The following is an 18,444-nucleotide window of genomic DNA, read 5'->3' as shown; positions in this document are numbered from 1 at the left end:
ACGACTTTTTGTTTAACTTGCTTTATCCAAGTCTTTTTTAAACCGTGGTCTCTCTAAATAAGTTCCCAGTCTCCACACATATTCCACAGGCCCCATTCGGTATTTCTGTAGCCAATAGGTACTAACGAATAATTGAATCGTATAAATTCCAATGGTTAAAAGAGTACCGAAGAAATAGCCAATTTTACCGTATAAGCCAAATCCATATGCGTAAAAAATAGTTGTTGTGATAATAGATTGCGCTAAGTAATTACTAACCGACATTTTTCCCATGTTCGCCATGTATGTTAGTAAATGCGCTACCTTTTTGTAATGGAATAATAAAATAATCGTGCTTCCGTAAAAGAAGGTCATGGTTACTGGTGTAAGACTATCTTGTAACATAATTAAAATCGGATGTTTCACGAATATAGCTAAGATTTTAATTGTAAAAGAGAAAATCCCAGTGATAAGCCAGATTTTTTTGACAGCAGGTATATGTTGATTGACCTCAAATAGCCAGCCCTTTTTCCCCACATACATTCCGAGTAAGAAAAGTGGAGACATAAAAATTATTGCGAAAACTGATATGAAAACTAATCCGAATACACCGTTAATCCCCATATACTCAAAAGGATTTTCAGTCAATCTAAAGTTGACATGATCCATATAGCTTCCAGTCTCATGGACCTTATGTTCCTTTTCGGTATAAGGTGCGAGATCATCATAGGGGTTCGATGTTGATTCCGATTGGTAAGATGCGAGCATAATGAGTGCTAGTAAAATAGATGCCCAAATGAGCAATGTTTTCGGTTTTCGATTGATGAACAACATTAAGAAAATCCCGATAACCCCGTAGGCAAATAAAATATCTCCCTCCCAAACAAAAGTGCCGTGAATGTAGCCTAATAGTAAAAGAATGATAATACGTCTTATGTATGAGGGGAAGAATTTTTTTCCTTTCGCAATAATACTTTTTTGCAACAAAATAATGCTAAGACCAAATAAAAAGGAGAATAGGGACATGAAATTGTGGGTGCCGAAAAATTGAATAAACCAATTAGCACCTTCATCAAGTTTTCCAAATATGTAAGTTGGTTTTTCACTGGAAAAGAATCCGAATTGAATTAAGGTCATATTGACAAGTAAAATACCAAACAAAGCGAAACCACGAATTGCATCAACAGCTTCTACACGCTGATTCATTTTTTCTCTCCTCGTATATTATTTTATATTGAAAATAATACCATTTTCTTACTGGTACTATGTCAAATACAAGGAAATTTAAGGTGATTTTAAGCTAGAGAGAAAATAAAAAAATCACCTTAATACATTCATTAAGGTGATTAAGATACTATTCAGCTGGAGGCGTAAATGTACGTTTTTCTAACTCAGCATCTAGCATAAATAATGCGTTTGAATCGCTTGTAATACGTTTTAATTTTTGAATGATGCTATCAAATGAAGCTTCTTCTTCTACTTGCTCGTCAACGAACCATTTTAAGAAGGTAATTGTTGCGTGTTCACGCTCATCCCAAGCGATATCAGATAAGTTATAAATGCGCTTCGTTACTTCACGCTCGTGCTCAAGTGCGACTTCAAAAGCATTCAATACAGACTCATATTCATTATTAGGATTATCAAATCCAGTAATAATAGCGCGCTCGCCGCGGTCATTAATGTAGTTGTAAAGCTTCATTGCGTGGAAACGCTCTTCTTCAGCTTGTACAAGGAAAAAGTTAGCGAATCCATCATAGCTTTCCCCTGTACAGTAAGCAGCCATTGCCATATAAGCGTGGGCAGAGTAAAATTCAAAATTCATTTGTTCATTTAGTGCGTCGTGCAATTTTTTAGATAACATAAAATCCCCCTTATTATTTTGACAAGAACATTATATCATAATTGATAATCTTCTCATTTAGATGTCTCGAACCTTTTTGAAAGCTTTGTGACGTGTGTTTCCATAATATCTTGTAAATCCAAATCATATTTTTGTGAAAGAACAATAAGATTAGATAGTACATCACCAAGTTCTTCTTTTAGTTCTTGTTTTAGCTCTTCTTGTGTTTTCGTTTGTTCATCAGGGCGATCACGACCGATTTCAATTGCGCGAACAACGCGTGAAACTTCCCCAACTTCCTCAGTTAAGAAATTTAAGCGAATAAAGGAATTATACTGTGACCAGCTTCGTTTTTCGTAAAATTCCTCCACCCATCTTTGAAATGCAACGATATCCATTTCTTCCTCATCCCTTCAATATGTTGTACAATACTCATTGTATCATAACAATATATAGTTTCGGGGTGTAGGGATGAGAAAGATTTGTGTGTTTGCAGGTTCAAATTTAGGGGAGAGACCAGAATTTAAAGAGCAGGCAATAGCGTTAGGGAAAATGTTTGTTGAGAACGATTATGAGCTTGTATACGGCGGTTCATGCGTTGGATTAATGGGAGAAGTAGCAAACGAAGTTCTTCGTTTAGGTGGACGCGTAACAGGTGTTATGCCGCGTGGTTTATTCCGTGGTGAAATTGTTCATACAGGACTAACAGAATTAATTGAAGTAGAAACGATGCATGAGCGTAAGGCGAAAATGGCAGAACTTGCGGATGCTTTCATTGCATTACCAGGTGGATACGGAACGTTTGAGGAATTATTTGAAGTTGTATGTTGGTCACAAATTGGTATACATGATAAGCCAGTTGGTTTATTAAACATTAAAGATTTCTACGGACCAATTCTGCAAATGGTTGATCGTGCAGCTGAAGAAGGATTTATGAACCCATCGAATAAAGAGTTAATCGTTTCAGCTGAGACGGCGGATAAATTAATTCATGAAATACAAAATTATGAGCGTCCTGTTTTGGGGACGAAGTGGAAGCAGTTATCATAGTACATTTTTATAGGGATTTATAGAAACACATGTCTTTTTTATTGTAAAGAGGCGTGTGTTTTTAATTTGGTTAAATATGTTAATGTTGAGATATAATGTTTTTTATGAAGGTAATAGAGGTTTTTTTAATCGAAATCAGAATAAATTTTATAGATGTAATCTTTTGGGGATTTTTAATCAGCTATGTATCATAATCTAATCATTAAAATGAAAATTGGAGGAGAAATGAGCATGGGTCGTTCTGTATTAAAAATGTATAACTACCACTTATGGGCAAATGAAGTTATTTTAAATCGCTTAAAAGAACTACCGCAAGACATTTTCCATAAGGAAGTTAAGAGTGGTTTTTCTTCGGTGGCAAAAGTAATGTCTCACATATACCTCACAGATTTAGCCTGGCTTGAGATTATTTCTGGTAAAAGCATGAGTGATGCAATGGTACACACAGACCAATTGAAAGAACAGCTGGAAACAAAAAATATTGAGGAAATGGAAGCTAGTTTTTATGAATTATCTAAACGATATAAAGAACTTTTAAGTAGTCAACAAGATTATGAAAAAGTGTTTGAGGTTGATAATCCATATGCTGGGCACCTGGATACGACGGTTTCTGAAACAATACTACACGTCGTCACCCACGGAGCATATCACCGTGGGAATATAGCCACAATGTTGCGGCAAATGGGGCATACCTCTGTTATGCAAGATTTTGGACTATTTCTATATTCAAAATGAATTCTTTTTATTTACCATAGAATATGGGTTTTTATGATGTTTTTTGGGACTGCTTTTATTAGTGGTTTAAGCTTAATTATGTAATATAGAATAAAGGCATTCCATATTATTTCGGAATGCCTTTATTGTTATTGTTATTTTGTTTTTTATACAGGTACCAGCCACCCCAGCCGCCACCAATAGCTACAACAACGAGGAAAGCATAGTCTTTAACCTCGACACGTATATTAAAAATATTAGCTATGAGTAAGAGAATCCCAACTGTGATTAATGCAAAAAATGCTCTAATTAAGTAGTCTTTCAACTGAACCACTCCCGTCATTTAAGTTGTAAATGATGAACTTGGACAAGCTTTTTTGGATCTAATTACTAAAGGGTGTTTCCTATATTTTAACATAAAAGAGATTGTAATATATTGATAAAAGTAGAGGAGAGGGGTGCTATTATTGTCGTGTTTTGTCGGTAAGTCGATATCCTTTGTCGAAACGTCGATATAATGAAAAAATCGCTGATATATTGTGAGTTATGATCGATATATTTGAAAAATCGTTGATATAATTTTATGTACCGCTAAGTGCGACTACTACATAAAAAAAGCGACTCTGAACGAGCCGCTTCTGCTTTTAGTTATTATCCAGCTCCGGTGACTAGAACAGTTGGTCATTTCGCGCCTTCCTGTGAGGCAAAAAGCGCCTCACAGGAAGGAGCTCCAATGCCCTCCTGTTCTGAGCAAGTCACCTCCGCTTTTAAATGGTATCCAGCTCCAGCGGCTAGAATCTCCGGTCATTTCGCTCTCTCGCTCGAAGCAAAAAGCGCTTCAAGGTCGAGAGCTCCAATGCCCTACGACTCTGAGCGAGCCGCTTCCGCTTTTAGTTATTATCCAGCTCCAGCGGCTAGAACAGTCGGTTGTTTCACTCCTTCATTCGAGGCAAAAAGCGCCTCGGAATCAGGAGTTCCAACACCCTCCTGTTCTGAACGAGCCGCTTCCGCTTTTAATATATTATTGATTCAAGAATGCACGTAGCATCCAAGCGTGTTTTTCTAGTTCTGTGTAGATGCCTAGTAGTAGGTCAGATGTCATTTCGTCGTCAGATTCTTGAGCGATTGTCATGCCTTTTTTCAGTTCAGTTAGCATCATTTCGTAGTCTTTCATGATTGCTTCGACCATCCCTTCTGCAGTTTCTCCGTAAGCCGCTTCTTGAATAGAAGATAGTTCTAAGTATTCTTTCATTGTTGCTACTGGTTTGCCGCCAATTGCTAAAATGCGTTCTGCGATTTCATCGATGTGAGTAGCTGATTCTGTGTAAAGCTCTTCAAATTTTTCATGTAGTGTGAAGAATTGAGGTCCTTTTACGTACCAATGGAAGTTGTGTAGTTTTGTAAATAAAACGCTCCAGTTTGCTACTTGTTTGTTTAATGCTTCGATTACTTGTGTATTCATTATGATCAATCTCCTCTTGAGTTATTATGTTATACAAATTACTAATTTACAATAATTATAATCTAGTAATTTATATAAATCAACCCTTTTGCTGGAATTAATTTGAACAAATTATGAACTGTTGTAAATAAAAAATCCCTATTACTGTGAAGTAATAGGGGGAGTTGTTATTATATAGATCCAGCGGCTAGAACAGTCGGTTGTTTCACTCCTTCATTCGAGTTAAAGAGCGCCTCTACGTCAAAAGCTCCATCCTCCTCACATTCTGAACGAGCCGCCTCCGCTTTTAGTTGTTATACAGCTTTTTTATTTTCTTCTACATCCTGTCCATCCCAGCACTCTGTATTCTTTAAACCAGGGATAGAACTTGCAAGGAAAACAGGATCTTTTCCTTGTTTCTTTTGCTGTATATAGTCTACTAATGCTGCATAGGCAAATTTGCTAAGGAATGAGATGGCAATTAAGTTTGTGAATACCATTAGTCCCATAAAGAAATCAGCTAAGCTCCAAACTGTTTGAAGGGCAGCGATTGATCCGAAGAAAACCATTCCGACAACTGCAACGCGATAAATCATTAACCATGTTTTACTTTCTTTAATGAATGCGATATTTGTTTCACCATAATAGTAGTTTCCTAGTAAGGAACTGAAAGCAAATAGGAAAATAATAACCGCTAAGAAAGTGCTTGCCCACGGTCCAATTTGTGAACTTAATGCTTGTTGTGTTAATTCAATACCTTCTAAATTTGATCCTTTGTAAAGCCCAGAACATAATACGATAAACGCTGTTGATGTACATACTAAGAATGTATCTACGAAAACACCTAATGCTTGAACAAGTCCTTGTTTTACAGGGTGGGATACATCTGATGTTGCAGCTGCGTTAGGAGAGCTACCCATACCAGCTTCTGTTGCGAATAAACCGCGCTGAATTCCGAACTTGATTGCTGCTCCAATACCACCAGCGATGGCTTGATCTAAACCGAATGCACCGTTAAATATTTCCATGAAAATGCTTGGTAACATATTGAGGTTGTTAATAACGACGAAAATAGCCACACCAATATAAACAATTGCCATTGGAGGAACAATCAATTCTGTAATACGTGAAATGCTTTTAATACCACCAAAAATAATAACAGCAACTAATAAAGCTAATACAGCTCCTACGATAGTTCGTTCTAGTCCAAAAGCATTTTCAAATGCTATTGTTACTGTATTTGCTTGTACTGAATTGAAAATTAATCCGTACGCAACTGTAATGAGAAGTGAAAACCAAATGCCCATCCAGCGCTTGTTTAAGCCTTTTTCCATATAATATGCTGGTCCACCACGGAATCTGCTTCCATCTTTTACTTTATAAATTTGCGCGAGCGTACATTCTACAAAACTAGTAGCTGCCCCAAGAATAGCGATAAACCACATCCAAAATATTGCGCCAGGTCCGCCCATTGAAATTGCTAGTGCTACACCAGCTAAGTTCCCGATACCAATACGTGCAGCTGCACTTAAGCAAAATGCTTGGAATGGAGAGACGCTATCTTTTTTCTTTTCTTTTCGATTGAACCCTTTACTAATTAAACTGACCATTTCACCGAAATGAGTAATTTGGACAAATTTTAATTTAAAAGAGAAATAAAGACCGAAGCCGATTAACATTGCAATAAGAATATATGACCACAAAATATTATTCGTTACTTCAAGGAATCTGCTAAAGATATCAACCATATAATACACTTCCTTTTTTCATAATAAGAAAATTATATGCAAAAAATATACCAGAATCAAATTTTCTAAAAAAACATGTTACTTAAATATGTTTTATGTTATGATTTAGTTACATCGTAATATTTTTAGAATTATTTACATTTTAAAAAACTAAATTTAAAACGAAAAAGAGGGGATAATTTGAAAGAAGAATCTTTATTGAAAGTAAGTCTTAAGAGTTTGAAAATGAGAAGTAATTTATTTTTCATCATTACATCTTTAAGTATCTTTTTAGGAGCCACTTATTATTACAATAAAAGATTTCCAAATCACAGATATCCTGACTGGTTAGAATTTCTAAAACTGATTGGATGAATAAAAGACAGAAAAACAGAAAATTTAAATAAAAATCCGTTAAAGAGGAGCTAAATATGAATATTAGAGAAAGTGAACTTCCAGGTATTGGTTATAAGTTTCAAATCGTTACGAAAGGTAACGAAAAAATGGTGATTGTCATTCATGATGATGGGCGTAGAGAAATGTATCATTTTGATACAGACCATGAAGAAAGCATCTCAAGTATTTCATTGCGTGACTCAGAGGCAAGACAAATTGCAGCAATATTAGGCGGGATGGTATATAAACCTCGGGCATTAGAAAATGTTGAGATGGTCTTTGAAGGTTTAGCGATTGAGTGGTTCAAAGTGGAGAATGCAGCTCCAGCAATCGGAAAAACAATTGGTGGTCTTGAAATAAGAAAAACATATAGCGTAACGATAATTGCAGTTATGAAAAAGAATATGAAAAAGCTATTTAATCCAGGGCCAGAAACGGTGATTGAAGAAGGAGATATGCTTGTAGTTTCAGGTGAGAGAGAAGAAATTAAAAAAATTATTAATGAATTACTTTCGAATAGGGGGACTGACTAGATGGATACTTTAATTTTTGAAGTTGGTACAGCTTTAGTTTTAGTAGCAATTGCGGCGGTAATTGCTGGGAAGTTTAAATTCTCAGTAATTCCTTTTCTAATCGTTCTTGGCATGTTAGTAGGACCACACGCGCCGACAATAGGTGTTATCAATCTCAAGTTTATTGAAAGTGCAAGTGTGATATCCTTCCTTGGAAGGATTGGCGTTCTGTTCCTTCTTTTCTATCTGGGATTAGAGTTTTCGATGAAAAAACTAATTAAATCTGGACGTTCTATCGCGATTGGCGGAACAATCTATATTTTGATTAACTTTTCACTAGGATTATTATACGGATTTATAATGGGATTCCCGTTACTCGAAATCTTAATTATTGCGGGTATTATTACGATTTCTTCTAGTGCTATCGTTGCAAAAGTGTTAGTTGATTTAAGAAGAACTGGTAATAATGAGACCGAATTAATTTTAGGGATTATTATGTTTGAAGATATATTCCTTGCTGTATATTTATCAGTAGTTTCTGGCTTAGTCCTTGGGGATCACGCTTCATTCTTAGGTGCTCTCACTTCAATTGGAATTGCTTTAGGATATATGCTTCTATTCTTTGTAGTAGCTAGAAAGGCTACGCCATTATTAAATAAATTGTTGAATATTAGTTCTGATGAAATCTTTATTATTGTAGTATTTGCTTCGTTGTTCTTCATTGCTGGTTTTTCAGAAACAATTCACGTTGCAGAAGCAATCGGGGCACTTCTTTTAGGGTTAGTTTTCTCAGAGACAGAGCATAGTGATCGAATTGAGCATCTTGTTGTTCCATTTAGAGACTTTTTCGGAGCTATCTTCTTCTTCAGTTTCGGATTAAGTATAGACCCGTTCTCATTGGGCGGAGCAATATGGTTAACGTTAGGTGCTGTACTTCTGACGATAATCGGAAACTTTGTAGCAGGGATGATTGCAGGACGACAAGCTGGATTATCTCATAAAGCATCAACAAATATTGGATTGACAATCGTTTCAAGGGGAGAATTCTCAATCATTATGGCTAATATCGGTATCGCGGGTGGTTTAATGTCGGTATTGAAACCATTCTCAGCACTATATGTGCTTATACTTTCCATTTTAGGTCCGCTTCTAACGAAAGAGTCAAAGAATGTATATAAATTTTTAAATAAAATCTTTAAGTGGGATACGAAAAATAGCTAAATTTTAAACAATTGACGTGTAAAGTCAGATTTTATATAAAGTGAAACTATAATCAGTGGGGGGGTGTTCATCCCCCACTGATTATTAGCCTTCACCAATCGGGCGTTTACGGGCAGTTGATCTCCCACCTAACTTCTTTGCTCCAGCCGAATTTTGAGGTGGGAGTTTTACTGCCCACAAATAGCGGGATAAAGCATTATCGTGAAGGAATCTATAGTTTAATAGATTCCTTTTTTTATGGGAAATTAATAACTGGTTGTTATTTGTTAGAGAAGGATATGTTTAATATTTTCCATATTGTGGCATACATATAGGAAAAGGGAGTTTGGAAAGGGGATTATAGAGAAATGGAACTCCAGTTTCAAAATGTATATCAACAAGTTGAGAATTGGTATGTGTTGGATTCGGAGCTTCCTTGGGATGTCAAAAAGTTAAGAAATGATTTGTTTTCTCTTATTGAAGTAAGTGCAACGCCAGTTATTTTTTGTGATACGTGTGATGCGAATCATGTACTTTTATCATTAGGAGAAGAAGAAGAGGAGTTTTTATTCCCGGTAGGTGGTTTTTATCATAAAGAAAAACAATTAATTTTCGTTTGTATGTGGGAAGAGTATGAGCAAGTGCTCAAAACGCTATTGCATGAATTCAGGCATGCGATGCAGCATAAGGACGATGTACTATATGTTGGAAATGAACTATACGAAGAAAGATGGATTGAGAAAGATGCGAGGCATTTCGCGGAGAGGAAGCTAGATGAATACAAAAATAGAAATTTAATCTGAAGCATAGTGGAGGAAAATCACTGTGCTTTTATTTGTTGCTAATTAAAAATAAGTAGTTGACCTTTATTAAGTTTAGTTCTAAACTAATAGTATCAAATGAGCGAGGTGATGGAATGAAAGCAGAGGAAAGACTTGGATTACTATTATGGTTTCGTTTATCACGCTTTTATAATAGAAGTATTCGTGAGACGAATCAGCATTTGAAAAAGTGGAATGTATCTGCCGCTCAGTTTGATGTATTAGTTCAAATTGGAGGACACGATCGTTTAACGCAGCAAGAACTTGGAAATAAGTTGTTTGTTACGAAAGGAAATGTTACTCAACTTTTAAATAAGATGGAGCAACTAGATTGGATTCAGCGTGAACAAGAAGGTACGACGAAATATATTTCATTAACAGAAAAGGGAAAGGTTCTATATGAAGAAATAGTCCCGCCGCAAGAAACATTCCAAAAAGAGCAATTTGATAAGTTAAATAGAGAAGAACAAAAACAATTATTAGAATTACTGAAGAAGTTGCAGTAATAAAATTAAAAATAATTATCTCGATTTCGAGATAATATGAGGTGAAGGGTATGTTTAGAAAAGTTGATCATAAAAATATGGGAAGAGCAAATCACGGTTGGTTAAATACACATTTTCATTTTTCTTTTGCAAATTATTATAATCCAAACAACATGAATTTTGGAGCAGTACGTGTTATGAATGATGATTTAATAGCGGCACAAACTGGTTTTGATATGCATCCGCACCGTGATATGGAGATTATCTCTTACGTTATAGATGGTGAATTAACACATGAAGATAGTATGGGGAACCGCGGGACAATTGAGCGTGGGCATGTTCAATATATGAGTGCAGGTACTGGTGTATTTCACAGTGAGCATAACTTAGGAAGTGAAACATTACGTCTATTGCAAATTTGGATTTTACCAGACCGCGATGGTCATAAACCGAACTATGGTGAGTTTAAATTTGATTGGAGTAAACGTGAAAATGAGTGGTTCCATATGGTATCTCCTTCTGATGGAGATGCACCAATTCATATTCACCAAGATGCAAATTTATATTCTTTATCATTAGAGGCTGGTAAAGAGATTCATTTTCCTGTTCAAGAAGGGCGTCAATTATACCTTGTACAAATTGAAGGTAGTAGCGTTGTAAACGGTGAAACACTTGTAATGCGTGATGCAGCGGAGGCTGTAGAAGAAGATATTCGCATTCAAGCGAAAGAAAAATCTCACTATTTAGCAATTGAAATGAAAATGCAATAAAGTGAAGCTTTAATCAGTGGGTTGTTCAGTATATAAATAGCGGAATGAAAAGTTATAGGAAAGAGGACATCGTTTTTCGATGTCCTCTTTTTGGTGAGTTTAATTATCAGAAAAAACTTTCTCAATTTTTGAGAGCAGGTATTGGGAAGATTATTCAGAATATTTATAAAGGTGTTAAAAACTTTTAGGGGAATGGGGAGTGTTAGATTGAAAAAGCAAGTAATTTCATCAGCATTAGCATTAACTGTTATCGCAAGTGGGTTTGGGGCATTTGGAGCAACTACGACGAAAGCAGAAGAGCAAAAAGTCCAGTATCACCAAGAGTTTAAAACACCAGCTTACATAGGTGAAGAATGGAAAGCGCCGGAAGGACTAGATAAAAAAGAGACGGTCTTTCAATATTTAGAGAGTAAAAAGGATATGTTTAAACTAGCAGGAAATATTGAAAAACATTTCAATATCGTTGGTGAAGAAAAAGATGCTGAGTCTGGTACAACACATGTGAAGTTAGTTGAGAAGCATAATAACATTCCTGTGTATGGTTCAGATCAAACAGTTACGCTTGATAAAGAGAATAATGTAAAAGCATTTTTCGGACAAGTTATTCCAAATTTAGATAATAAAAATATTCCTGCATCTGCAAGTATTAGTGCGGAACAAGCGGAAACGATTGCAAAAGCTAATATTGAGAAAGAAATTGGTAAAGTAAAGAATTATGATGGTGTGAAAAAAGATTTATATGTGTATGAAAAGGATGGTCAATACTATCTTGCATATCTTGTAAAAGCATCGGTTTCAAAACCAGCTCCAGGATATTGGCATTATTTTGTAGATGCAACAAATGGGAATGTTATTGAGAAATATAATGCTGTAGATCAAATTACTGGATTTGGTTACGGAGTATTAGGCGCTAGACAATCATTTGAAATTGCTCAAGATACGAAAACAGGAGCGTTCAACTTATTTGATGGTACACGAGGGCAAGGTGTCCATACATTTGATGCAGAGAATATGAACGAAGACTGGTTTAATTTATTCTCACAAATTCTTGGATATACAGGAGAAGAAATTGCAAGTAAATCTAAGTTCTTCGAAGATAAAGCGGCAGTTGATGCGCATGTGAATGCAGGAAAAGTATATGATTATTATAAAAAGACATTTAACCGTAACTCTTTCGATGATAAAGGTGCAAAACTTATTTCTGCTGTTCACGTAGGTGAATCTTGGAATAACGCAGCGTGGAACGGTGTGCAAATGATGTATGGTGATGGAGATGGTAAGACATTTATTCCATTATCAGCAGGGCTAGATGTTATTGGCCACGAATTAACGCATGCTGTAACTGAACATACAGCAAACCTTGTATATAAAAATGAATCAGGAGCGTTAAATGAATCGTTATCTGATATCATGGGTGTCATGGTTGAGAAGAAGAGCTGGGATTTAGGTGCTGATATTTATACACCTGGTAAACCTGGAGATGCACTTCGTTCTCTAAAGGATCCAGCATCTATTCCAAACCCATTAAAACCAGGTGAAGGTTACCCAGATCACTATAATAAACGTTATACTGGAACAGCTGATAATGGCGGCGTTCATATTAACAGTAGTATTAACAATAAGGCGGCGTATTTAGTGTCTGAGGGCGGCACGCATTACAATGTGAAAGTAACTGGAGTGGGCCGTGAAGCAACAGAAAAAATTTACTATCGTGCTCTTACAAAATATTTAACTGCAAACTCTGACTTTAAAATGATGCGTCAAGCTGCACTTCAATCAGCAGAAGATTTATATGGTAAAAACTCTAAAGCTGTACAAGCTGTAACGAAAGCTTATGACGCTGTAGGAGTAAAATAATAAGAGAAAAAAGACCTGACTGGATTGTCAGGTCTTTTCCTTATTTAGTCACGAATACCTAATGCGATTTTTGCCATGCGTGACATACGTTCTTTCGTCCACGGTGGATTCCATACAACATTTACTTCTATTTCATTTACTTCAGGTACGTTCGTTGATAATACTTTTTTAACGTCGGATACGATTTGGCCAGCCATTGGACAACCGATAGAAGTCATTGTCATTGTAATGACAGCATTATTATTGTCATCTGCTGTAACGTCATAAACTAATCCAAGATTGATAATATCAACACCTAGCTCAGGGTCAATAACAGCTTCTAAGTTTGCATATAACTTTTCTTCAAATGCTTGTTGTGACATGTGTAGCACCCCCTACATATTAATGATATCGATTCTCATTATAACGGATATACGTATAAAGTGCAGGAAATGAGCTCAAAAAAATATTCCTCTTGAGGGAGGAATATTTTTTGAAAAGCTATTCAGTTTTAAAATGAGATACAAGCTGATCTAATTCTTCAACCGTTTGTTTCATTTGTTTTGCAGTTAGGGTCATTTCATTCATAACAATAACTTTCTGTGCAGCGGATTGTGCTGTTACGGCAGTCTCACTTGAAACTTCATTAGAAATTGAAGTGATGCTATTGAGTGAAGCATTCATTTCTTCAGCACTTGCAGCCATTTCTTCAGCAGTTGCTGATATGTCTTGAATTTGGGTAGACACCTTATTCACTTGTCCAACAATTGTTGTGAAGGAAGAGCCTGCTTCACGAATGACGTTAATACCTTCAAATGCTTCAGAACGCCCTTGAGACATCATAGAGCTAGCAGTTTCAGTATCATTTTGAATTTGGTGCAGCAATTGGTTAATATCTGTTGCAGCTGTTTTTGATTGTTCAGCAAGTTTACGAACTTCATCAGCTACGACAGCAAATCCTTTTCCTTGTTCACCGGCACGAGCAGCTTCAATAGAAGCATTTAAAGCAAGTAGATTTGTTTGTTCAGCAATATTAGAAATAGATTGTACAGCTGTATCAATATATTTTGTATGGGTGATTAGACGTTCGACTACTTCGGATGTAGCATTCACAGCTTCGTGTATCGTTGTCATTTGTGAAATGGATTTTTGGATTACAGTACTTCCGTCGTTAGCATGTTCATATGTAGCTACAGCGAGTTCAGCTACAGACGAAGCTGATTCTGCAATACGCTGAACACTTATTGCCATATCATCCATTGCAGTCGAGCTTTCTTCCATACTAGAAGTTTGCGATTGAATGCTTGCATTTAAATTGGACATCGAGCTTTGAACCTTTATTGTCGCATCACGTGATGTGTTAGTTTTTTCTAACATATTTTCAGAAGCATTTTGTACTTCCACAGAAGTTTTTTGAACCCGATTAATGATATGCTGCAAGTTTTCTAACATGTTATTAAATGATGTGGCAATAGCACCGATTTCATCATTGCTATTTACTTGTAGGCGTGCTGTTAAATCACCTTCTTGAGAAGCTAATTCTTTTAATTTCGTATCAATTTGTTCAATTGGTTTAACAAGCTTGCCAGAGAACCACCACGCAAGAATAATTGCAACGACAATACATATAACAAGTGATAAGAATACAACGTATTCAATTAGCAGTGAAGATTGATCAATTTTTTCAATGGATTGTTCACGTAACTTAGCTTGTTCGTTACTATAGTTTGTAAAATCACCAATAACTTTATAAACCGTACCATTTTCTTTAGAAGCAACTTGTAATGCTTCTTCCCATTTTTGTTCTTTCGCAAGAGTAACAACTTTATCATCAATAAATTGTCTCCATGTAGAGCCTAATTGCATTGTATCTTTTACTGGCTGAGAAATATTAGGATTAGAAAGAAGCTTATCTTTTGAATCCTCAAGACGTTTACTCATTTCGTGAAATTTGTCTAATTCGGCCTGATCATGTTGTAGTAAATAACCTCTTAAAGCAGAGAGCTGTACTTGATAAGCATCTCCACGCTCTTTCAATTCTGTTGCAAGAGGAGAAATTTCTTTTTGTAATGCTTCAGCTTTACGAGACTGATCAATAGCGAAGAATAGAATAAAAGCTAAGGCGATGCCAAATAAAGCGCAAATCGTTCCCATCATGAACATTAATTTTTTTCGAATGCTAATAAAATTCATATGATTGAAAAACCTCCTTTGTAAAATTGAGTATTAGGATTATTTTATATAACAATTTAAAAGAAAGCCTTATTCCTATTTAAAGTTGGAATAAAGCTTTCTTATTTCCTTTAGGAATTATAGCAGACAGAGTGGGACAGAGAAAGATATATTTTAAAGTAAAAAAGAGGGGCTAAAAAAACAAATCCCTCTTTTTTACTTTTATGCATTTGTTTTGAAATGAGAAACGAGAACTTCGAGTTCTTGTACTGCAATTTTCATTTCTGATGACTTTGTAGCAATGTCTTTCATTACATTTACTTGATCACCAGCTGAATGTGCTGTCTGGGATGTTTCAGCGGCAACTTCGTTTGAAATAGAGGAGATATTATTTAAAGCTGCATTCATTTCCTCAGAACTTGCGGCCATTTCTTCAGCGGTTGCAGACATTTCTTGCATCTGTGTAGAGACTTTATTAATGTGGTTAACAATTGCTGAGAATGAAGAGCCAGCAGTACGAATGACTGTGATTCCTTGTGAAGCTTCTGATTGACCTTGTGTCATCATTTCATTAGCTATTTTTGTGTCCTCTTGAATTTGATGAAGTAAATGGTTGATCTCGGTTGCAGCTAGTTTAGATTGTTCTGCAAGTTTACGAACTTCATCAGCGACAACAGCAAATCCTTTACCATGTTCACCAGCGCGGGCGGCTTCAATAGAAGCGTTTAAAGCAAGTAGATTCGTTTGTTCTGCAACGTTAGAAATGGATTGAAGAGCAGTATCAATATGGTTTGTATGTGTAATGAGTCGCTCTACCACTTGCGATGTAGCGTTAACAGCGTCATTGATTGTATTCATCTGTGTAATAGATTTTTCAATTACTTTACTACCATCATCTGCTTTTTCTGAAGTTGTAACAGCTAAGCTAGCAACAGAAGAGGCAGATTCTGCAATGCGCTGAACACTTGTTGCCATATCATCCATTGCCGTTGAGCTTTCTTCGATGCTAGACACTTGTGAACGAATATTATGATCAAGAGCATTCATAGTCTCTTGGATTTGTGCGGTAGTGTCCATAGATGCAGTTGTTTCGATAAACATATTTTCTGAAGCTTCTTTTACACTTGTTGATGTTTGTTGAACTTGCTTTATTATACGTTGTAAGTTAGCGAGCATTTGATTAAAGGAATGTGCAATATCACCGATTTCATCTTTACTAGTTACATTCAATCTAGCAGTCAAATCACCATCTTGAGAAGCTAATTCTTTTAATTTCGCATCAATTTGTCGAATAGGTTTAACGAGTTTACCAGAGAACCACCATGCTAATAAAATAGAAGTTAGTGTGCATGTAATGAGTGAGAAGAAAATAATATATTGGATAAGAGATGAAGAAGATTGAACTTCAGCAATTAATGTATCACGTTTTTCATTCTCTTCATTTGTATATTTAGTAAATCGACTTAAAAGGTCATTTACGTAATCTGTTTGAGCTAAAGCGATTTTGGATGCTTCGTCCCATTTCCCTTCACTTGCAAGGGGGAGAACCTCATTGTCTATGACGCTTCGCCATTTCGCGCCCATTAAAATGGCCTCTTTCATTCCTTCAGGGAGTTTTTTATCACTCGTTACTTTTTCTCTTGTATCAGCTAATTTCTTTCCTTCCCGGTTGAATTTATCTAATCCTTTTTGATCGTGCGATAGTAAATATTCTTGTAAGCCAGCAACTTGCGCCTGGAACCAATCACCGCGTTCTTTTAAAATGGTTGCTCTTTTCGATACATCATTTTTTAATGTTTCGATTTCACTTGCTTGGCTCATGGCGAACGAAAGAATAACAATAAGAGCAATGCTAAATAAAGAAGAAATGCTTAAGAGTGTGAACAGAAGTTTTTTTCGAATACTAATATATTTCATCGTTACCCCTACCTTTTTTAAGAAACTGTTTATTATGATTTATAAATATGTAAACGAAATTAATAAAAACATTATTATGAAGTTATTAATCTGTTCAGTGAAAATTATAGCAGATAATGGAAGGAGGCAAATTGATATGAGTAAATGTTCTTAAAATGTATACATTTGTATATCAAAAAATTCATAAATAAAAACCAGAAAGGCTATTGTAATTTGAAATGACATCCTGTATACTTCTAATTAGTTGATAACGATTATCACTATCAACTGAACATTACTCTTCGTTATGTTGGTCATACCCCTTTTTGACGACGTAAGTCAGAGACGAATGTTGAAATATCTTGTGTCCTATTCTACAGAATTATGGTAATCTCCAACCTCAACTTATATGCGTAAGCATGCAAAAAAGGATCCTATCCGTGAAGGGATCCTTTTTTGCATGTTGTCGCAATTAATGTATATAGAGCGGGTATACGCTCTTCAATTCCTTCGGGTGCAGTAGAAGGGAAGACCCACTTTTGATGAGATCCGTGTTCTTCAATCAATTTTTCAACCTTGAAATTTGTTTCTGCCATTGCTGTAATTACTTCTCCTAGTGTCCAGCGCCTAATTTTTGTTCTCGGTAAAGCGTATTTCTGTGATTCCGTAAGGAGAGTACTATAAGCTACGTCATCTTCAATAAGTTCCTCATCGAAATAATTTCCATTTGCTCGAAATGATGGATGATCTACTCCTAATAATTTTGTATAAACGGGATGATAGTCACGCAGTATAAATGTCCCATCTTGTTTTAGTAAGTGAGAGATTATATGAAAGAGTGGCTTTAAGTCTAAAAAGTAATGGAGCACGCCAAGTTCCAGTAACACGATATCAAATGATTGGGATAGATTTAAATCTAGTACATCGGAAATGATATATTGAATAGAGACTCCAGCAGCTTCTGCTAGTTCATTCGCATATTTCGCATTACTTGCTGAAATGTCTACAACTGTTACATCGGCTCCTAAAAGAGCAAGAGCAACTGCTTTATTTCCTTTTGATCCGAGTAAATTAATAATACGCTTTCCTTTTGGTGATTGTATGTAGGGTAAATAATAAGATACTTCATGAACAGGATCTTGCATGAGTTTTTTTGCATATTCTGTCGGTGTGCCGTGACGATTCGTCCAAGCTTCATAGGCAGCTGCATTCCAGCTTCTTTCATTAATAGTACTTAGTTGCTTTTGATTCAATCTTATCACTCCTTTTGTGAACGTATAGTTATTCGGTGGGTGAGTAGAATTTCCTGTTCTTTTTTGAATTAAAGTTTGATTTTTCTGTTGTTAAGTCGTAAAATACGTTTTATACATAAAAGCGTTGAAAAGGAAAAGTAGAATGGAACCATTCTTTCCAGAGAGCTTCGGTAGCTGAGAAGAAGCAAGAATATTCATTTGAACAATGGCCTTTGAGCTTCGTCCTGAACTTATCAAATGATAATAGTAGGCGGCGACGAGAGTTGGTACTCGTTATCAAAACCACAGTATACGAGCATGAATTGCTCCGTACTTGTTAAGGTTAGTTATGAGAATGACTGACGAAATAAGG

The 18,444-nt window shown here is 35.8% G+C and carries 18 protein-coding genes and 1 other annotated feature (1 of these 19 only partly in view); of the genes, 8 read left to right on the top strand and 10 right to left on the bottom strand.

All coding sequences use genetic code 11. The features are described 5' to 3' along the window. Positions 1 to 12 precede the first annotated feature (12 nt). From MKX77_RS24680 to MKX77_RS24670, 3 genes are all read right to left on the bottom strand, one after another. Positions 13 to 1,185, bottom strand: coding sequence for a DUF418 domain-containing protein (locus tag MKX77_RS24680; protein ID WP_341308056.1), 1,173 nt, complete (start codon positions 1,183 to 1,185; stop codon positions 13 to 15). Positions 1,186 to 1,333: 148 nt separating this feature from the next. After that, positions 1,334 to 1,840: a ferritin gene (locus MKX77_RS24675; protein ID WP_078173418.1), complete on the bottom strand. Its 507-nt coding sequence runs from the start codon at positions 1,838 to 1,840 to the stop codon at positions 1,334 to 1,336. Positions 1,841 to 1,893: 53 nt separating this feature from the next. After that, entirely contained in the window at positions 1,894 to 2,217 is a 324-nt protein-coding gene (locus MKX77_RS24670; protein ID WP_002089472.1) for a MazG nucleotide pyrophosphohydrolase domain-containing protein, read from the bottom strand. Positions 2,218 to 2,290: 73 nt separating this feature from the next. On the opposite strand from MKX77_RS24670, the gene MKX77_RS24665 reads away from it, so the two are divergent. Both MKX77_RS24665 and MKX77_RS24660 read left to right on the top strand, forming a co-directional pair. Further along, positions 2,291 to 2,869: an LOG family protein gene (locus MKX77_RS24665; protein WP_445819121.1), complete on the top strand. Its 579-nt coding sequence runs from the start codon at positions 2,291 to 2,293 to the stop codon at positions 2,867 to 2,869. A gap of 231 nt (positions 2,870 to 3,100) precedes the next feature. After that, entirely contained in the window at positions 3,101 to 3,604 is a 504-nt protein-coding gene (locus MKX77_RS24660; protein WP_215554659.1) for a DinB family protein, read from the top strand. A 106-nt stretch (positions 3,605 to 3,710) separates the two neighbouring features. Here MKX77_RS24660 and MKX77_RS24655 read toward each other — a convergent pair whose 3' ends face one another. The 3 genes from MKX77_RS24655 to MKX77_RS24645 all read right to left on the bottom strand — a co-directional run bounded on the left by MKX77_RS24655 (position 3,711) and on the right by MKX77_RS24645 (position 6,772). Continuing rightward, positions 3,711 to 3,908: a hypothetical protein gene (locus MKX77_RS24655; RefSeq protein ID WP_100060501.1), complete on the bottom strand. Its 198-nt coding sequence runs from the start codon at positions 3,906 to 3,908 to the stop codon at positions 3,711 to 3,713. 696 nt (positions 3,909 to 4,604) lie between these two features. Beyond that, positions 4,605 to 5,045 carry a Dps family protein gene (locus tag MKX77_RS24650; RefSeq protein WP_341308055.1) on the bottom strand — a complete coding sequence of 147 codons (441 nt, stop codon included), beginning with the start codon at positions 5,043 to 5,045 and terminating at the stop codon, positions 4,605 to 4,607. 293 nt (positions 5,046 to 5,338) lie between these two features. Further along, entirely contained in the window at positions 5,339 to 6,772 is a 1,434-nt protein-coding gene (locus tag MKX77_RS24645; protein ID WP_215554658.1) for an alanine/glycine:cation symporter family protein, read from the bottom strand. Between the two features lie 410 nt (positions 6,773 to 7,182). Here MKX77_RS24645 and MKX77_RS24640 point away from each other — a divergent pair, with 410 nt between their 5' ends. The 6 genes from MKX77_RS24640 (at position 7,183) to MKX77_RS24615 (ending at position 12,792) form a co-directional block, all read left to right on the top strand. After that, positions 7,183 to 7,680, top strand: coding sequence for a cation:proton antiporter regulatory subunit (locus tag MKX77_RS24640; RefSeq protein WP_341308054.1), 498 nt, complete (start codon positions 7,183 to 7,185; stop codon positions 7,678 to 7,680). Further along, positions 7,681 to 8,880, top strand: a complete 1,200-nt coding sequence (locus MKX77_RS24635; protein WP_341308053.1) for a cation:proton antiporter — start codon at positions 7,681 to 7,683, stop codon at positions 8,878 to 8,880. It begins immediately after the preceding gene. 347 nt (positions 8,881 to 9,227) lie between these two features. Then, positions 9,228 to 9,662 carry a DUF3920 family protein gene (locus MKX77_RS24630; RefSeq protein ID WP_002015986.1) on the top strand — a complete coding sequence of 145 codons (435 nt, stop codon included), beginning with the start codon at positions 9,228 to 9,230 and terminating at the stop codon, positions 9,660 to 9,662. 113 nt (positions 9,663 to 9,775) lie between these two features. Continuing rightward, a complete protein-coding gene (locus tag MKX77_RS24625) occupies positions 9,776 to 10,186 on the top strand; it encodes a MarR family winged helix-turn-helix transcriptional regulator (RefSeq protein ID WP_002159955.1) in 411 nt (136 codons plus the stop codon). 50 nt (positions 10,187 to 10,236) lie between these two features. Next, positions 10,237 to 10,935 carry a pirin family protein gene (locus MKX77_RS24620; RefSeq protein WP_002112731.1) on the top strand — a complete coding sequence of 233 codons (699 nt, stop codon included), beginning with the start codon at positions 10,237 to 10,239 and terminating at the stop codon, positions 10,933 to 10,935. Between the two features lie 207 nt (positions 10,936 to 11,142). Continuing rightward, the gene (locus MKX77_RS24615) at positions 11,143 to 12,792 is read left to right on the top strand and encodes a M4 family metallopeptidase (protein ID WP_341308052.1); all 1,650 of its coding nucleotides are present in this window, start codon (positions 11,143 to 11,145) and stop codon (positions 12,790 to 12,792) included. Between the two features lie 44 nt (positions 12,793 to 12,836). Here MKX77_RS24615 and MKX77_RS24610 read toward each other — a convergent pair whose 3' ends face one another. From MKX77_RS24610 to MKX77_RS24595, 4 genes are all read right to left on the bottom strand, one after another. Then, on the bottom strand, positions 12,837 to 13,154 hold the full coding sequence (locus tag MKX77_RS24610; RefSeq protein WP_215554654.1) for a metal-sulfur cluster assembly factor: 318 nt from the start codon (positions 13,152 to 13,154) through the stop codon (positions 12,837 to 12,839). 118 nt (positions 13,155 to 13,272) lie between these two features. After that, positions 13,273 to 14,964 (bottom strand): methyl-accepting chemotaxis protein, encoded by a 1,692-nt coding sequence (locus MKX77_RS24605; RefSeq protein ID WP_341308051.1) that lies wholly within the window; start codon positions 14,962 to 14,964, stop codon positions 13,273 to 13,275. Positions 14,965 to 15,165: 201 nt separating this feature from the next. Beyond that, positions 15,166 to 16,860, bottom strand: coding sequence for a methyl-accepting chemotaxis protein (locus MKX77_RS24600; RefSeq protein ID WP_341308050.1), 1,695 nt, complete (start codon positions 16,858 to 16,860; stop codon positions 15,166 to 15,168). Positions 16,861 to 17,273: 413 nt separating this feature from the next. Then, positions 17,274 to 18,092 (bottom strand): class I SAM-dependent methyltransferase, encoded by an 819-nt coding sequence (locus MKX77_RS24595; RefSeq protein ID WP_341308049.1) that lies wholly within the window; start codon positions 18,090 to 18,092, stop codon positions 17,274 to 17,276. 115 nt (positions 18,093 to 18,207) lie between these two features. After that, positions 18,208 to 18,444, top strand: a binding site (T-box leader) (it continues 36 nt past the right edge of the window).

This window comes from Bacillus sp. FSL R9-9410 (genome assembly GCF_038050385.1).
Classification (GTDB): domain Bacteria; phylum Bacillota; class Bacilli; order Bacillales; family Bacillaceae_G; genus Bacillus_A; species Bacillus_A cereus_U.
The sequence above is the reverse complement of the archived record's forward strand: the minus strand, read 5'-3'. Positions and strand labels throughout refer to the sequence as shown.

What these genes read in the sequence shown, in the direction of transcription:
- MKX77_RS24675 (WP_078173418.1), bottom strand. Translation starts at nt 1,840, where the DNA reads ATGTTATCTAAAAAATTGCACGACGCACTAAATGAACAAATGAATTTT.
- MKX77_RS24645 (WP_215554658.1), bottom strand. Translation starts at nt 6,772, where the DNA reads ATGGTTGATATCTTTAGCAGATTCCTTGAAGTAACGAATAATATTTTG.
- MKX77_RS24630 (WP_002015986.1), top strand. Translation starts at nt 9,228, where the DNA reads ATGGAACTCCAGTTTCAAAATGTATATCAACAAGTTGAGAATTGGTAT.
- MKX77_RS24625 (WP_002159955.1), top strand. Translation starts at nt 9,776, where the DNA reads ATGAAAGCAGAGGAAAGACTTGGATTACTATTATGGTTTCGTTTATCA.
- MKX77_RS24635 (WP_341308053.1), top strand. Translation starts at nt 7,681, where the DNA reads ATGGATACTTTAATTTTTGAAGTTGGTACAGCTTTAGTTTTAGTAGCA.
- MKX77_RS24600 (WP_341308050.1), bottom strand. Translation starts at nt 16,860, where the DNA reads ATGAAATATATTAGTATTCGAAAAAAACTTCTGTTCACACTCTTAAGC.
- MKX77_RS24620 (WP_002112731.1), top strand. Translation starts at nt 10,237, where the DNA reads ATGTTTAGAAAAGTTGATCATAAAAATATGGGAAGAGCAAATCACGGT.
- MKX77_RS24660 (WP_215554659.1), top strand. Translation starts at nt 3,101, where the DNA reads ATGGGTCGTTCTGTATTAAAAATGTATAACTACCACTTATGGGCAAAT.
- MKX77_RS24670 (WP_002089472.1), bottom strand. Translation starts at nt 2,217, where the DNA reads ATGGATATCGTTGCATTTCAAAGATGGGTGGAGGAATTTTACGAAAAA.
- MKX77_RS24680 (WP_341308056.1), bottom strand. Translation starts at nt 1,185, where the DNA reads ATGAATCAGCGTGTAGAAGCTGTTGATGCAATTCGTGGTTTCGCTTTG.
- MKX77_RS24665 (WP_445819121.1), top strand. Translation starts at nt 2,291, where the DNA reads ATGAGAAAGATTTGTGTGTTTGCAGGTTCAAATTTAGGGGAGAGACCA.
- MKX77_RS24610 (WP_215554654.1), bottom strand. Translation starts at nt 13,154, where the DNA reads ATGTCACAACAAGCATTTGAAGAAAAGTTATATGCAAACTTAGAAGCT.
- MKX77_RS24650 (WP_341308055.1), bottom strand. Translation starts at nt 5,045, where the DNA reads ATGAATACACAAGTAATCGAAGCATTAAACAAACAAGTAGCAAACTGG.
- MKX77_RS24640 (WP_341308054.1), top strand. Translation starts at nt 7,183, where the DNA reads ATGAATATTAGAGAAAGTGAACTTCCAGGTATTGGTTATAAGTTTCAA.
- MKX77_RS24605 (WP_341308051.1), bottom strand. Translation starts at nt 14,964, where the DNA reads ATGAATTTTATTAGCATTCGAAAAAAATTAATGTTCATGATGGGAACG.